The 14,203-nt window shown below is 61.4% G+C and carries 16 protein-coding genes and 1 pseudogene; 4 read left to right on the top strand and 13 right to left on the bottom strand.

The features are described 5' to 3' along the window. The coding region (locus tag ABIT12_RS17200; protein WP_348040826.1) for a S1 RNA-binding domain-containing protein at positions 1–452 on the top strand (452 nt) is incomplete at its 5' end. A gap of 207 nt (positions 453–659) precedes the next feature. Here the strand turns inward: ABIT12_RS17200 and ABIT12_RS17195 are convergent. Then, complete coding sequence (locus ABIT12_RS17195) at positions 660–1,712, bottom strand: zinc-binding dehydrogenase (RefSeq protein WP_348040824.1); 1,053 nt, start codon at positions 1,710–1,712, stop codon at positions 660–662. Positions 1,713–1,822: 110 nt separating this feature from the next. Then, the gene (locus ABIT12_RS17190; RefSeq protein WP_348040822.1) at positions 1,823–2,383 is read right to left on the bottom strand and encodes a TetR/AcrR family transcriptional regulator; all 561 of its coding nucleotides are present in this window, start codon (positions 2,381–2,383) and stop codon (positions 1,823–1,825) included. A 180-nt stretch (positions 2,384–2,563) separates the two neighbouring features. On the opposite strand from ABIT12_RS17190, the gene ABIT12_RS17185 reads away from it, so the two are divergent. The 3 genes from ABIT12_RS17185 to sseA all read left to right on the top strand — a co-directional run bounded on the left by ABIT12_RS17185 (position 2,564) and on the right by sseA (position 4,735). Next, positions 2,564–2,995 (top strand): VOC family protein, encoded by a 432-nt coding sequence (locus ABIT12_RS17185; protein ID WP_348040820.1) that lies wholly within the window; start codon positions 2,564–2,566, stop codon positions 2,993–2,995. A 144-nt stretch (positions 2,996–3,139) separates the two neighbouring features. Beyond that, the gene (locus tag ABIT12_RS17180) at positions 3,140–3,763 is read left to right on the top strand and encodes a L,D-transpeptidase (RefSeq protein ID WP_348040834.1); all 624 of its coding nucleotides are present in this window, start codon (positions 3,140–3,142) and stop codon (positions 3,761–3,763) included. 123 nt (positions 3,764–3,886) lie between these two features. After that, positions 3,887–4,735 (top strand): 3-mercaptopyruvate sulfurtransferase, encoded by an 849-nt coding sequence (sseA, locus tag ABIT12_RS17175; protein ID WP_348040818.1) that lies wholly within the window; start codon positions 3,887–3,889, stop codon positions 4,733–4,735. Here sseA and ABIT12_RS17170 read toward each other — a convergent pair whose 3' ends face one another. From ABIT12_RS17170 to ABIT12_RS17120, 11 genes and pseudogenes are all read right to left on the bottom strand, one after another. Continuing rightward, the gene (locus ABIT12_RS17170) at positions 4,736–5,392 is read right to left on the bottom strand and encodes a GntR family transcriptional regulator (RefSeq protein ID WP_348040816.1); all 657 of its coding nucleotides are present in this window, start codon (positions 5,390–5,392) and stop codon (positions 4,736–4,738) included. A 16-nt stretch (positions 5,393–5,408) separates the two neighbouring features. Further along, complete coding sequence (gene hpxZ / locus ABIT12_RS17165; RefSeq protein ID WP_348040814.1) at positions 5,409–5,792, bottom strand: oxalurate catabolism protein HpxZ; 384 nt, start codon at positions 5,790–5,792, stop codon at positions 5,409–5,411. Then, positions 5,789–6,559: a 5-formyltetrahydrofolate cyclo-ligase gene (locus tag ABIT12_RS17160; RefSeq protein ID WP_348040812.1), complete on the bottom strand. Its 771-nt coding sequence runs from the start codon at positions 6,557–6,559 to the stop codon at positions 5,789–5,791. The genes hpxZ and ABIT12_RS17160 overlap by 4 nt, the downstream gene beginning before the upstream one ends. After that, positions 6,552–7,229 carry an isochorismatase family cysteine hydrolase gene (locus ABIT12_RS17155; protein WP_348040832.1) on the bottom strand — a complete coding sequence of 226 codons (678 nt, stop codon included), beginning with the start codon at positions 7,227–7,229 and terminating at the stop codon, positions 6,552–6,554. Before ABIT12_RS17155 ends, ABIT12_RS17160 begins: the two co-directional genes overlap by 8 nt. 2 nt (positions 7,230–7,231) lie before the next feature. Then, complete coding sequence (locus ABIT12_RS17150) at positions 7,232–8,776, bottom strand: ABC transporter ATP-binding protein (RefSeq protein ID WP_348040810.1); 1,545 nt, start codon at positions 8,774–8,776, stop codon at positions 7,232–7,234. Further along, positions 8,773–9,855, bottom strand: a complete 1,083-nt coding sequence (locus tag ABIT12_RS17145; RefSeq protein ID WP_348040808.1) for a ring-opening amidohydrolase — start codon at positions 9,853–9,855, stop codon at positions 8,773–8,775. Before ABIT12_RS17145 ends, ABIT12_RS17150 begins: the two co-directional genes overlap by 4 nt. Then, positions 9,855–10,577, bottom strand: a complete 723-nt coding sequence (locus ABIT12_RS17140; RefSeq protein WP_348040806.1) for an isochorismatase family cysteine hydrolase — start codon at positions 10,575–10,577, stop codon at positions 9,855–9,857. The genes ABIT12_RS17145 and ABIT12_RS17140 overlap by 1 nt, the downstream gene beginning before the upstream one ends. Further along, positions 10,574–11,590: a formamidase gene (locus ABIT12_RS17135; RefSeq protein WP_348040804.1), complete on the bottom strand. Its 1,017-nt coding sequence runs from the start codon at positions 11,588–11,590 to the stop codon at positions 10,574–10,576. The genes ABIT12_RS17140 and ABIT12_RS17135 overlap by 4 nt, the downstream gene beginning before the upstream one ends. A 9-nt stretch (positions 11,591–11,599) precedes the next feature. Then, entirely contained in the window at positions 11,600–12,520 is a 921-nt protein-coding gene (locus ABIT12_RS17130) for an ABC transporter permease (protein WP_407065643.1), read from the bottom strand. Beyond that, positions 12,517–13,629: an ABC transporter permease gene (locus ABIT12_RS17125; RefSeq protein WP_407065642.1), complete on the bottom strand. Its 1,113-nt coding sequence runs from the start codon at positions 13,627–13,629 to the stop codon at positions 12,517–12,519. Before ABIT12_RS17125 ends, ABIT12_RS17130 begins: the two co-directional genes overlap by 4 nt. A 94-nt stretch (positions 13,630–13,723) precedes the next feature. Further along, a pseudogene (locus ABIT12_RS17120) lies at positions 13,724–14,203 on the bottom strand (BMP family ABC transporter substrate-binding protein); the annotation flags it as partial.

Raw genomic sequence — 14,203 nt, 5'->3', positions numbered from 1 at the left:
CCATGAAGATCCCGACCGACAAGATCCGTGAAGTGATCGGCACCGGCGGCAAGGTGATCCGCGAGATCGTCGAAAAGACCGGCGCCAAGATCAACATCGAAGACGATGGCACGATCAAGATCGCCTCCTCGGACGGCGCCTCGATCGAAGCTGCAATCAAGTGGATCCGCTCGATCACCGACGAAGCCGAAATCGGCGCGATCTATCAGGGCACTGTAGTCAAGACCGCCGACTTCGGCGCGTTCGTGAACTTCTTCGGCGCCAAGGATGGTCTGGTTCACATCAGCCAGCTGGCCGAAGCCCGCGTTGCCAAGACCACCGATGTGGTCAAGGAAGGCGACAAGGTCTGGGTCAAGCTGCTGGGCTTCGACGAACGCGGCAAGGTTCGCCTGTCCATGAAGGTTGTCGATCAGGCAACCGGCAAGGAAGTCGCGGCGGAAGCCGCTGAGTAAGTCACCGACACCGCATTAAGAAAAGGCCCGGAGCGATCCGGGCCTTTTTGTTTGCTGGCTCCAATTCAACCACACCCACCGCGTTCCCTCGGGCTCGACCCGAGGGCCACTCTCAACCCTGAACACGCGACGAGAGACCCTCGGATCAAGTCCGAGGGAACGACCGTGGTCGTTTGCAGACGGCGTAACCAACACTCGGTCTATATTTTAAGGCACGATCACGACCTTGCCGAAGACGCCCTTGGCCTCGGCGAATTCCATTGCGGCCTGCGCTTGATGCAGGGGGAAGGTCGCGGCGATAACGGGCTTGATTGCGCCCGCTGCCAGCAGCGCCAGAACCTTGGCCAGGTCCTCTCGGCGATGCTGTTTGGCCTTTGTCGGGTTGATCAGCATGCCGCCCCAGAAATCGTAAAACGATGCGCCTTTGCCATTGGGCAGCGCGTTCCAGAGCGCCACGCGCAAGAGGAAACCTATGAACATTGGCACCATTGCCGTGGTTTTGTCGAGATCGGCCGCGGCTCCATAGGCGACCAGCGTGCCGCCTGAGGCGAGCAGGTCGAAGCTGCGCTTGGCACTGTTGGGACCGAGATGATCGAACACCGCATCGACGCCACGGGGCGCCAGTTCGCGCACCCGGGCCGAAAGGTCCGGATCGGCATAGTCGATCGGCTCAACACCAATGGCCCGCAGCGCTTCGTGATGGCGTGGTGACGCTGTACCGATCACCCTGATGCCGTCGCGGATGGCGATCTGCGCCAGGACCGTGCCGACACCGCCGCTGGCGCCCGTCACCAGGATGGTTTGCCCCGGCCTGACGTGAGCGGCGCGATACAGCATCTGCCGGGCGGTAACGCCATTGACGATAATGGTCTCTGCAGCGATTGCCTCGACCCCAGCAGGAACGGGAACCACTTCGTCGGCAGGCGCCAGCAGGTGGGTGGCCCAGCCACCGGTCTTCAGGGCTGCTCCGACGCGTTTGCCAATCAAAGCAGGGTCGGCGCCTGGACCGACGGCCAACACCGTCCCTACTGCGTCATAGCCTGGAACGAAGGGGAATTTCGGCTGGCCCGGATAGCGGCCGCGGCGCATGGATTTTTCTGCAAACGAGACGCCTGTCGCTTCCATCGCAAGCAGCACCTGATTGGCGGACGGGACCGGACGTGCGGCCTGGCGGATTTGCAGACCTGACGGCGCGACGATGCCGGGCAGGACGATCTCGGTTGTGGTCTGGGCTGCCGCGAAGCTGTTGATCATGCTCATTTTGACGTGCCTTTCGGGCTAATTTGAGTGACTAATCACTCACTATTTTGGGTTGATAGTTTTGGGGGCGTAAGGTTGAGGTCAGTTCAGTTTTCGGCGTAGGCGCATGGTCAGGGGTGACGAATACCGGCGGTGATCATCCTAGCCCAGGCAGAGGTGTCGCTGTCGAGGCCGGTGACGACAATGAGGTGGCAGAGCTGTCCATAGGCGATGAAAAGCTGGACGGCGTCGTCGCTGGCCTGGGAGCGGGTTTTGGCGAACATCGAGATGATGCGGAGTCCCTTGCGCAGGGCAGCGCCGATTTCTGGCACTGACGCGGCGGATTGGGCATGCACTTGCAGCATCAGCAACGAGTGGTCGGCCATCAGGTCGGCATAGGCTTCGCCCATAGCGTAAAGAATGGCTTCGGGCGTCTGATCCTTGCTTGTTGCAGCGCCCTGCTCCAGGGCAGCCCGCACCAGCTCAAAGCAGTGATCCAGCGCCGTGACGAACAGCAGTTCCTTGCTCGGGAACAGCTTGAAGACATAGGCTGGAGAAATTCCGGCATGCTGGGCAACACTGGCCACGGAGGTGCCAAGGTAACCGGTTTGGGCGAAGACTGTTATCGCGCTGGCTACAACGGTGTCACGCCGGACGTCTGCAGTTGAGAGTTTGATGGCTGCGTTGCTCATGTGAGTGACTATACACTCACTCTTTGAAGAGTCAACAGCGTTTAGCTTCCTGCGACGACGCCGCCATTCGAACGCGCCGTACCGGCCGCCCGGCTCTGTCGGCAGCTCATTCCAATCGACCAGACATAACGGTCGACAAATCGATTGCGAAACCGCTAGCTCCCCCATGGAGCTTTCTCGATGCAAAACGCCCTGATCCCCGAACTCGCCGTGACTGATTGCCGGCACAGCTTGCAGTTCTACTGTGACATCCTGGGCTTTTCGGTGCTGTACCAGCGGCCCGAGGAAGGGTTCGCCATGCTGGCGCTGGGCGAGGCGCAATTGATGATCGACCAGATCGATATCGGGCGCACCTTTGGCATTGATGACGAGCCGCTGGTCTATCCACATGGCCGCGGCGTCAATCTGCAGATCGCTGTCGAAAAAGTGACCCCAATGGCGACCGCATTGGAGGCTGCCGGCATCGCGCTTTACCTGCCGTTAGAGGATAAATGGTATAGGAGAGGTAAATTCGAGATCGGCCAGCGGCAGTTCGTGGTGCCGGACCCGGATGGGTATTTGCTTAGATTTTTTGAACCGCTCGGAACTCGCCCCGGATCACGGCATTACTGATCACATCACCGCGAGATGATCCGGTTATGTCGCTCCTGCCGCAATTGAGGTTTTCGCGCACTCGACAAATCACAGCAGGCCGATCTAGGTCATTGGAAACTCTTTATTGTATAGGTTTGAGACGTGATCAGTCGCCGTTTGTTTATGATTGGAGCGCCGCTGGCGCTCGCCGCCTGCACTACCCGTGGCCAGCAGATGCCACCGGAACCAACGATCGATCCGTTCTATCTGTCGATGTACGCCGCTATCCCCAATGAACCGTTCCCGGTTCAGGCTGTTGATCTGCGCAAGGTCGATCCGGAATGGTGGCGCCAGGAAGTGCCGTATCAGACCACGGAAAAGCCGGGCACCATCGTTATCGACACCCAGGCACATCACCTCTTCCTGATCGAAGAGGGTGGCATGGCGATGCGTTATGGCATCGGTGTTGGCCGCGAGGAGGCGCTGCAGTTCAAGGGCACAGCCTCGATCGGCCGTCGCGCTGAATGGCCGCGTTGGACCCCAACCCAGGACATGATCAAGCGCCAGCCGGAACGCTATGCCGAATACGCTGCGGGCATGCCCGGCGGTGAAGGCAACCCGCTGGGGCCGCGCGCCCTCTATCTCTACAAGGGCGGCAACGACACATTCTTCCGCCTGCACGGCACCATTGAGCCCTATACCATCGGCACCAATGTCTCGTCGGGCTGTATCCGCCTGATGAACCAGGACATCATCGACCTTTACGGTCGGGTGCCCACCGGCACCAAGGTCGTGGTGATCAGCTAAATCAAATTCCAAGGGCCGCGCTGCGGCCCTTGCCTTTTCTGCAGTTCAAGAAAATTTCCTGCCTTGTGCGATGGCGCCGACCGCAACAAGATGCGCGCCCACAGCCCAAGCCGCAGGACCGCCATGACCCAATCCCCGATGATCGACGTTGCTGAATTGGCTGGCCTGATTGGCAAGCCGGGGGTGAGCATTCTGGATGCGTCATGGTATCTGCCATCCGACAAGCGCGACACCAGGGCCGAGTATCAGGCAGCGCATATTCCGGGTGCGGTGTTCTTCGATATCGATGGCGTTTCTGACGCCAGCAGCGGCCTGCCCCATACGCTGGCGCAACCGGAGGTTTTCGAGGCCGCGATGCGCAAACTGGGCATCAATACCGACGATCAGATCGTGATCTATGATAGCGCCGGGCTGTTCAGTGCCGCGCGTGCCTGGTGGAATTTTCGCGTCGCCGGCAGCAAGACCGTGCGCGTGCTCAATGGCGGACTGCCGGCCTGGACAGCGGCGGGACAGCCGGTGGAAAGCGGCGATGTGCAGCGAGCCCCCGGCAACTTTGTCGCGTGGTATGATCTATCCCTGGTCCGCACCTTTAGCCAGATGCTGTCGATCGTCCAGTCCGGCGGCGCCGAAATCGTCGATGCACGGGGCGCGCCACGTTTCAACGGCGAGGTTGCAGAACCCAGGCCGGGTTTGACATCAGGCCATATCAGCGGCAGCCAAAACCTCCCGTTTTCCAACCTGATCGAGAATGGGCGGCTCAAGACAGCTGTTGGCATTAAGGCGGCTTTTGACACCGCCGGCGTTAACACTTCGCGGCCAATTGTTACCACTTGCGGTTCGGGTGTTACCGCCTCGATCCTGACGCTGGGGCTGGCCGTGCTGGGACGCACGGACGTACCAGTCTATGATGGTTCGTGGTCGGAATGGGGCGGACGGCCCGAGAGCGCCGACTACATTGCCACCGGCGCTTGATCAGGCGCGGCGGTTGAGCCGGTTGTAGGCGTCCTCGACGATCATGATGTGGGACCGCATGGCGGCCTCAGCCTGTGTCCGATTGCCCTGCATGATGGCATCGACGATGGCTCCATGCTCGTGATGCGATTTGGTCAGGCGTTGCAGGGCACCGAACTGGGCGCGACGGAACGGCTGCAGTCGCTGGCGCGTCGAGCGCGTGACTTCGCCAAGATAGCCGTTGTGCGCGCCATCATAGATCGCGTTGTGAAAGGCCTCGTTGGCCTCGGCGTAGCGGACTTCGTCGCCGGAATGGACGATGGCCGCCATGCTGGCGTGCAGCGCATCCAGTGCTTCGCGTTCCGGTGCGCTCATCAAAACGGCACTGAGCCCAGCGCAGAGCGCCTCAAGATAGCCCATGACCTCGAACATGCCAGCCAGCGTCGTCTCATCTGGCTTGGCAACCAGCGCCTGGGCGTGTGGCTTCTGATCCACCAGCCCGCTGGCGGCCAGCAGGCGCAATGCTTCACGCACCGGCGTGCGCGAAACGGCGAATTCGGCAGCAAGGCTGGTTTCATCCAAGGCACAGCCCGGGGCCAGTTCGCCGCTGATAATGCGGGCAGCCAATTGCCGCCTGATGTCTTCAGCCGATGTACGAGGAACCTGCCGGTGCGCCAAGGTGAGCTTTCGATTCTTAAAGGGCCGGGTCTGGCATCATGCTGACATGGGCGGCGGCAACACGCCAGCCGGTGTCGGTCCGGATCCAGGTCTGCATTTGCCGCCCGATCTGGCCGGGAAAGTCATCACGGTAGAACAAGGTCGAGGCCGTGGCGCAATCGCCGCCATAGCTGGCGATCACCAATTGGTCCAGCCGTCGCGTGAACGGGCGCTGCACGACGCGAAAGGCGCGGATCTGCTCGATGCCGTACTGGTTGTCATTGACGCCGTACCGCACGGTGAAATCACGATGCAGGAACATGGCGTCCAGGGTGGCCGAGTCATTGGCGAGCAGCGCCGCTTCGTACCGCTCAAACACATCGAGAACTTCGGCGATGATAGCGGGGTCATTCAAAATCATGCCGAAGCCCGCTGTTGCATACGGTCGCGCAGGCGCGACAGGAATGGAATGGTTTCGAACTGATCGACGCGGACCTTGCTCCAGTCGACGCCCATCGGGCGCGGCATGGTGTTGCCGGTAACGATCAATTCGGCTTCGGTGGCGACCAGATCAAGCGGGCTGTCGTGGCTTTCGATGACGATGTTATGGTCTTCGACCAGTTGCACGGAATGGACGCTGGTGGCCATGGGCGTGGTGGCGGTGACGACGCCCAGTTCGCGGAAGATCGCTGTTTCCAGATCAGCAAAGCCAGCGCCCTTGCCGGTGCGACCCCCTGCCCGGCTGACGGCAACTGAGCCGACAACGCAGAAATCGAGCGGCTCGACATCTTCGAACTCGATGCGTTCGCCATGTTCCATGAAGCCCTGTGCCGTCGCGGCCAGCTCAAAGGAGATGCTGCGGGCCGCCAGCTCCTTTGGATCGAGCCGGAGATAGGGGAAGTTCTGCGTGAGGTACGGCACCGGGGTGTAGACCGTCTTGCCCTGATACAGCGCGTTGATGCGGATGGGGGTTTGAGCATGATCGGGGTTGGTCTTGACGGTTTTGGCCGCCTTCCAGGCGTCGGTCTGTGCCAGGCGCCAGGCGGCCAGATCAGCGCCGGCGAAATTGGGGATCATGCTCCAGGCGGGACCGATATTGACGCCATCGCGCTCCAACGCGGCCCAGATTTCGTTGCGGATGATGTCCTTGCCGGGATTGCGCCCGGCCCATCGGCCCTGCTCAGACATGTGCTGGCTCCTTCGCCAATGCCCAAGTCAGCGCCGACAGCGGCGCCACCCAGCCGACGATGCCGCCCTGTGCCGCGATCATCTCGATCGTGGCAGCCTTGAAATGAGCGAAATAGCTTTCAGTCGCGTCTTCGATCAGCAGGCACTCATAGCCACGATCATTGGCTTCGCGCATCGAGGTCTGCACACACACTTCGGTGGTAACGCCGGCAAACAGCAGATGGGTGATGCCGCGGGCCTGCAGAGTTTCGTGAATGCCGGTGGCCCAGAACATGCCCTTGCCGGGCTTGTCGATGACGATTTCGCCAGCGATCGGCGCCAGCGCGGGGACAATCTGATTGCCCGGCTCGCCCGCAATCAGCAACCGGCCCATGGCTCCAACTTCGCCGATATGCAGGCTCGGATTACCACGTGCGATCTTGGAGGGTGGGCAATCGCTGAGATCCGGCTTGTGCGCCTCGCGGGTGTGAACCACCAGCCAGCCCTGCTGCCGGAAGGTATCGATCAGCGCAGCCGTGGTCGGAACGATGGCTTCCAGCCGTTTGACATCATTGCCAAGGCTATCGCCGAAGCCGCCCACTTCGATGAAATCGCGCTGCATGTCGATGACCACCAGTGCGGTGTGGCCAGGGACCAAGGTGTAGGGATACGGGCGGGCGGCTACTTCCATCGTCAATGCCCCGCCATATGCTGGCCGATGACGTTGCGATCGGTGTCTTCGATCCGGGAAATGTAGTTGATCGTACCGCCGCTCATTACAGCGACGCGGTCGGCAAGTTCGAGGATTTCGTCGAGGTCCTCGCTGACCAGCAATACCGCCGCCCCGCGATTGCGTTGCTCCATGATCTGGCTGCGAATTTCCGAGACCGAGGCGAAGTCCAGCCCGAAACAGGGATTGGCGACGATCAGTACATCCACATCGCCGGAGAGTTCGCGGGCCAATACGGCACGCTGCACATTCCCACCCGAGAGGGTTTCGATCGGCGCATCGGGCGAGGTGGTCTTGACGCGATAGAGCGCGATCAGTTCCTCGGCGCGCTTGCGCATCGGGCCAGGCGACATCCACCAGCCCAGCGTCGTCACCGGCGGCTTGTCGAAGGCACGGAAGGCGAGGTTTTCGGCGACACTCATGCGCGGCACCGTGGCATTCTTGAGCGGTTCTTCGGGCAGGCCGAAGACCTTGAACTTGTCATAGCTGGCGCGGTTGGGTTCGAACGGCTGGCCGTGGATGCGGATGGCACCATCGCTGAGGGGACGCTGTCCAGCCAAGGCTTCGACCAACGCGCTTTGGCCATTGCCCGACACGCCGGCGATACCAACGATTTCACCGGCATTGATCTTGAGGCTTAGGCCATGGATGACATCGGCGCCATCGATATCCTGCGCGAACAAGCTTGCCAGTTCGAGCACCTCGCGGCTCTCATTGGTCTGCTTGCGCACGGCGCGTTCGCGGATGGTGGTGTCACCGATCATCATATGGCTCATCTCGGCCACGGTGGACGATTGCGCATCGCCCGAGCCGGTAAACTTGCCACGCCGCAATACCGTAAAGCCGTCGCAGAAGGCTTTCACTTCGCGGAATTTGTGGGAGATCATCAGCACGGTGATCTCCTTTTTGGCCGCCATATCGCCGAGCAGGCCGAGCATTTCGTCGGCCTCGCCGGGTGTCAGCACCGAGGTCGGCTCATCGAGGATCATGAAGCGCTGGTCGAGATAGAGCAGCTTGAGGATTTCCAGCTTCTGCTTTTCGCCGGCCGAGAGCGAGGACACCTGCGCATTGAGCGGCACCTTGAACGGCATCTGCTCCATGAATTCAGCCAGCGCCTTCTTTTCCTTTTTCCAGTCGATCACCGATGGCGCATCGGCACGGGAGATCACCAGATTTTCGGCAGCCGTCAGGCACGGCACCAGCGTGAACTGCTGATAGACCATGCCGATGCCATTGGCGCGGGCGTCGCGTGGCGACTTGATCGAGACTTCCTTGCCATCGAGCAGCACCTTGCCCTTGTCGGCCGAATAAAACCCCATGATGGATTTGACCAGGGTCGATTTACCCGCACCGTTTTCACCGAGCAGCGCGTGGAACGAGCCGGCAGGGACGTTGATCGACACATCATCGAGCGCCACCAGTGGCCCGAAAATCTTGGTCATGCCGATGGCTTCGAGCGAGGGGGCACGGCCGGTGGAGAGAATGGGTGCAGCCTGGTTCATCGTCATGCTCCTTCTTTCATCGCGATCAAGGCGACCGGTCCGCCACCATCGGGACCCTGATGCTCGGCGCCGCCCGAGACAAAAATCTGAGAACTGCCAATCAGCCCCGCCAGCACACCGCCGACAAAAGCGCGGGCATGGCGGGTGGCGGAAATATCGCTGTCGTCGAGCATGATGTGGCGGTCGCCACGCAGCTTGCCGGTGGTGCCGGGCTCAGCCTTGGCCAGCAGCGCCACAAAGCGCCCGTCGCCTTGCACATCGGCGCCGAAGCCCAGACGGTTCAGCGCCAGCCGCACCGGCTGCACATCGATAGCGTCGGCCATCACCGCGTGATCTATCGCCAGCGGCCCGCTCCAGGCCGAGCTCATGCCGAGCACCACGATCTCGTGGCTGAGCAATTCGACACCCGCCGAGGTGCTGGCGCGGGAGGACCAAAGGCCGGTGTCGCGACCGATGGCTGCATCGTCGATGGCACCGAGATCAAACTCGCCCAGTGCGACGCCAACACCAAGCGCCGAAGCAGCGCGAGAAAAGCCCATGGATTTGAGGGTGTCGCGCGTGGCGGTGGTTTGGCCGTCTGCCTCGGCCGCGCCGATCCGTTCAGCGGTCAACAACGGGCATTTGATCTGGACGAAATGCACATCGGCGGGATCGGTGATGCCTGCATCGGCCATCGCGGCTGCGACACCCGCCGCGACCATCTCTACTTGTGCCAGGCGGCCAAGCTCAGCTGTAGGAAGGTCGGGCGTCAATGCGCTGCCGATGGCAAGCGACGGCCCGGCGCCGTCGCCCTCCCCGCGTTCGAACACCAGAATATGCGGCGACAACGCGCCCTCGGTGCCGCCCGACATCACGTAGGCAATGCGGTCGATCCGGACCGATGAAAGATGGGTCGCAAGGCTGGCCTTCAAGGCCGATACCGCAAAAGCACGGGTGAAATCATTGACGCAGCCATTGCCCTCGGTTTTACCGAGAATGGCGACGATGCCACTGGGATCGATCTGGCCCGAGGCGATGGCAGACACCAGGCCCGACACGTCGTCCGGGCCACTGGTTGCCAGCCGATGCACCTTGGCCTGCCGCATTATTTAAGCCCGGCGAGGAACGTGACACTGTCGGACACCGCACCGAACACGCCGCCCTGCATCTTGATCATGTCGATGGCGGCGAGGTGGTTTTCCACCTTGGTAGCGGCGCAGCAATCTTCGAGCAGCAGGCACTCATAGCCGCGATCATTGGCGTCGCGCATCGTGGTGTGAACGCAGACGTCGGTGGTAACGCCGGTGAACACCAGATTGCGGATGTTCTTCATGCGCAGCACCAGTTCGAAATCGGTGGCGATGAAGGTACCCTTGCCCGGCTTGTCGATAATAGCCTCGCCAGCAAGCGGCTGCAGTTCCGGGATGATTTCCCAGCCCGGCTCGCCACGGATCAGGATGCGGCCGCATGGGCCCTGATCACCGATGCCGGCGCCGATGCGCTGCGAACGCCAGCGCTTGTTGGCCGGCAGATCGCTGAGGTCCGGCTTATGGCCTTCGCGGGTATGGATGATCGGGTAGCCATTGGCGCGCATGCCGGCCAGCAGGTTCTGGATCGGGCCGATGGGGCCGCGGGTCAGCGAAATATCGTAGCCCATGGAATCGACATAGCCGCCCGGGGCGCAGAAATCGACCTGCATGTCGATGACGATCAGCGCCGTATTATGCGGCCCCCAATTGCCATCGAATGGCCAAGGATAAGGATCGGCCGCAATGGTGGTGCCACCGGGCACCATGGCTTCGTTGATGCGTTCGTCGACCAGGCTCATTCCGCTGCCTCCGAGAATTTGTCGCCAAAGCGGCGCTGCGGTTTGTCAAAGCCGGACGAGATGCCGTCCTTGACCGTGATGGTGTCTTCCCAAGGCAGCCGGTAGCGCCCGTTGACCAGATCGTGCATGTACGAATAGGGCGCATCCTGCGCGCCGCCATCGACCGCGGTGAAGCCGCGATGTGCCAGTTGGTAGATGTTGTTTTCGACGCCCCAATTGGCGCGCGCTTCGCGCACCAGATCAGGACGCACTTCGGCGGTGATGATTTCGTCAGCGCGGCCGGTGACGCCTTCGGCGATGATCGAGCCATCGAAATTGACGATCATTGCCTCGCCCATGGAGTCGAACGTGCCGTCCGAGCCGCACATGCAGACATTGGCAGTGACCATCAGGTTGCAAAACGAATTGGACTGATTGGTGAAGCGCCATGCCTGCCGGATCGGGGCGGTATAGCCTGCGGTGCGCAGCATGATTTCGGCGCCCTTGTACGCAGCCTCACGCGCCATTTCGGGGAACATGCCGTCGTGGCAGATGATCAGCGACAGCTTTGCCCCTTTTGGTCCGTCGATTACCGGGACACCCAGATCGCCGGGCTCCCATGGTTCGACCGGCACCCATGGATGCAGCTTGCGGTAGTAGAGTTTGAGTTCGCCCTTATCGTCGATGATCAGGCCGGAATTATAGGGATTGCCGCCGGGATTGGCTTCCATGATGGAAAAGCAGCCCCAGATGGCGTTGTCCCTGCAGGCCTTTTTGAAGGCGCCAACCTCGGGACCATCCAGCGTGCACAGGATTGCGGGGTTGGTATCCATCGACAGGCCGTGCAGCGCATACTCGGGGAACACCACTAGATCCATCGTGGACAGATTACGCCGCGCCTTGCCCACCATTTCCACGATGCGCGCGGTCTGGATAGCGATGTCCATGGGCGTCTTGATCAGCGGCAGCTTGAGCTGCACCAGACCGATGACGACGCCTTCAGGCGATTTGTTCAACCCGCCAAGACCTGACATGCACGTCTCCTACTTGGTGATAGAAAGTTCGCCGGGTACCTCGCGCGCCGCGCCTTTGGAGCGAGCCGAGGCGATCATGATGAACAGCGTGAGGATGTAGGGAGCGGCGTTGAAGAAGTAGTAGCCTTGCGAAATGCCGATCGATTGCAGCGACGGGCCGATGGCGCCGGCGGCGCCGAACAGCAGTGCCGCCCAAATGCACTTGATCGGGTCCCAGCGGGCAAAGATCACCAGCGCCACGGCCATCAGACCTTGACCGGAGGAGAGACCCTGGTTCCACGAACCGGGATAATAAAGCGACAGGAACGCACCGCCCACGCCGGCCAGGAATCCGCCCGCTGCAGTCGCCAGGAACCGCACGAGATCAACCGATACGCCCATGGCGCGGGCCGATGCGGCGCTGTCGCCGGTCATGCGAACGATCAGGCCCCATTTGGTATTGGCGAAGGCCCAGCTCATGGCGATAGCGAGGACGATGCCGACAAACCACAACGGGTTGACTTCAAGCGCCTGCGCCAGTGCCGGATTGCCGGTCCAGTCGCCGAGATGGATCGCGTCCAAGCGCGGCGCTGTGGGCTGGATGAACGGCTTGCCAAAGAAGAACGCCAGACCAGTGCCGAAACTCATGATGGCGATGCCAACGGCGATATCGTTGACCTTGGGCAGCTTGCAGATGTAGCCGTGCAGTGCGCCGAGAAACAGCCCTGCCCCGCCTGCTGCCAGCACGCCCAGCCAGGGGCTCCCGGAGAGAAACGAGACGGCATAGGCGACCATGGCACCGAGCACCAGATTGCCCTCCAGTCCCAGATTGATGCGGCCGGATTTCTCGGTAAGGCATTCGCCCAGGGCCACGAACATGAAGGGGGTGGAGACGCGAATGGCGCCGCCGAGCATGGCGATGAGAACAGTGACGAGAGCGCTTTCCATCATGTGCGTTCGGCTCCGGTGCCCGGCTGGAAGAATTTGATACGGCCGTACATGGTTTCGCTGGTCAGCAGGACCACGAAGATGATGCCCTGCAGCACCAGCACGGTAGCGTCCGGCATGCCCATGCGGCGCTGCACCAGACCGCCAGCAGCAGCGATGGCACCGAACAGGATGGCGACAGGCACCACCGCCAGCGGATTATGTCGGGCGAGGAAGGCAACTAGGATGCCGGTAAAGCCGTAGCCAGCCACCAGTGATGCATTTGCCTGGCCGTGAATGGCGGCGACTTCAAAAAAGCCCGCCAGCCCGGCGCAGGCACCGGCGATCACGCAACAACTGACGACAAGGAAGCCGACTGGCAGGCCTTGGGCGAGCGCGGCGCGCGGATTGCCACCAGTCATGCGGGCAGCAAAGCCAAAGGTGGTGCGCGACATCAGGAAGTAGAGCAGGATGGCCAGCGCGATACCGGCGGCGAACCCCCAATGCACATCGGTTCCGGGCATGGAGCCGACACGGTAGGCATCGCCAATAGGCATGGTCGAGGGCTTGTTGGCCGACGCTGGGTCGCGCAGTGCGCCTTCAACAAAGAAGTTCATGATGGCAATGGCGATGTAGCTCAGCAGCAGCGACGAGATGGTTTCGTTGACGCCGCGATAGTGGCGTAGCCACCCCGCAATGCCGATCCAGATCCCGCCGACAACCATGCCCGCGATAGCCATCAGCGGCAGCGTTATGAACGCTGGTACACCGTTGGTGACGAGTGGAATGGCGACGGCAGCGGAAGCAAAGCCGCCAAGCACCAAGGCGCCTTCGCCGCCAATAATGGTCATGCCGATGCGCGCCGGAACCGCGAAAGCCAGACCCGTGAGGATCAGCGGCGCCGAGCGTTGCAGGGTGTTCTGGAACGAGAAGCTGGAACCGAAGCCGCCGGTCCAGACCAGATTGAAGAAGTCGATCGGCGACTTGCCGATCACCAGCAGAAACAGCGAAAACACCAGCGCCGAAACCACCAAAGCGGCGATTGGGATGAACAACGACTCGGCGAGTTTGAGGGTTCGCACATTGGGTGCGGCGGTCTTGCCAAAACCAGAAGCTGCGGCTTGCATCGTCATACGATCTGTCCCTCGCCATTGAATAAAATGGCCACCCCAAAAGGGTGGGTTGGGAATGCGCTACCGTACACCCGGCAGCGCATTCCCAAGTCGATCAGGTCAGCGAACCCTGCACGCCTTCGAGCAGGAAGCTCATGCCGTCCAGGAACGGGTCGTAGTTGTCATAGGTCTTGTCGATAACGACGGTGCCCTTGTTGTCCTTGAGCGGACCGACATAGATCGGGTCACCCTTGACCAGCCCGGCAATGGCTTCATCGGCCGCCTTGATGGCTTCCGGCGTGGCGCCCGCGCCGTAGGCGGTGTTGCGCAGCATGTCGTTGTTGTAGCCACCGACCATGAAGTTGGGCAGCGGTTCGCCCTTGGCGATATTGTCGGCATAGCCCTTGTAGATGGTTTCCCACTTGTACTCGGCGCCAGTAATAAAGCCCTTCGGCGCCAGCGAAGCCTGCGAGGCATTGTGACCCAGGGTTTTGACACCCCGGCCTTCGGCGGTTTCAATCACCACCTTGGGGCTATCGACGTGGCAGGTAATGACATCGCAGCCGGCGTCGATCAGCGCGTTGGTGGCCTCCGC

Source organism: Devosia sp. (assembly GCF_039927955.1).
Taxonomy (GTDB): domain Bacteria; phylum Pseudomonadota; class Alphaproteobacteria; order Rhizobiales; family Devosiaceae; genus Devosia.
Note: the sequence above shows the minus strand (reverse complement) of the source record. Positions and strands in the feature narration are given on the sequence as shown.

Bases quoted from the DNA above. Each gene is read 5' to 3' on its own strand.
- sseA (WP_348040818.1), top strand. From the start codon at position 3,887: ATGACCCAATCCCCGATGATCGACGTTGCTGAATTGGCTGGCCTGATT.
- ABIT12_RS17125 (WP_407065642.1), bottom strand. From the start codon at position 13,629: ATGACGATGCAAGCCGCAGCTTCTGGTTTTGGCAAGACCGCCGCACCC.
- ABIT12_RS17130 (WP_407065643.1), bottom strand. From the start codon at position 12,520: ATGATGGAAAGCGCTCTCGTCACTGTTCTCATCGCCATGCTCGGCGGC.
- ABIT12_RS17145 (WP_348040808.1), bottom strand. From the start codon at position 9,855: ATGCGGCAGGCCAAGGTGCATCGGCTGGCAACCAGTGGCCCGGACGAC.
- ABIT12_RS17135 (WP_348040804.1), bottom strand. From the start codon at position 11,590: ATGTCAGGTCTTGGCGGGTTGAACAAATCGCCTGAAGGCGTCGTCATC.
- ABIT12_RS17195 (WP_348040824.1), bottom strand. From the start codon at position 1,712: ATGAGCATGATCAACAGCTTCGCGGCAGCCCAGACCACAACCGAGATC.
- ABIT12_RS17180 (WP_348040834.1), top strand. From the start codon at position 3,140: ATGATTGGAGCGCCGCTGGCGCTCGCCGCCTGCACTACCCGTGGCCAG.
- ABIT12_RS17160 (WP_348040812.1), bottom strand. From the start codon at position 6,559: ATGTCTGAGCAGGGCCGATGGGCCGGGCGCAATCCCGGCAAGGACATC.
- ABIT12_RS17190 (WP_348040822.1), bottom strand. From the start codon at position 2,383: ATGAGCAACGCAGCCATCAAACTCTCAACTGCAGACGTCCGGCGTGAC.
- ABIT12_RS17150 (WP_348040810.1), bottom strand. From the start codon at position 8,776: ATGACGATGAACCAGGCTGCACCCATTCTCTCCACCGGCCGTGCCCCC.
- hpxZ (WP_348040814.1), bottom strand. From the start codon at position 5,792: ATGATTTTGAATGACCCCGCTATCATCGCCGAAGTTCTCGATGTGTTT.
- ABIT12_RS17185 (WP_348040820.1), top strand. From the start codon at position 2,564: ATGCAAAACGCCCTGATCCCCGAACTCGCCGTGACTGATTGCCGGCAC.
- ABIT12_RS17140 (WP_348040806.1), bottom strand. From the start codon at position 10,577: ATGAGCCTGGTCGACGAACGCATCAACGAAGCCATGGTGCCCGGTGGC.
- ABIT12_RS17155 (WP_348040832.1), bottom strand. From the start codon at position 7,229: ATGGAAGTAGCCGCCCGCCCGTATCCCTACACCTTGGTCCCTGGCCAC.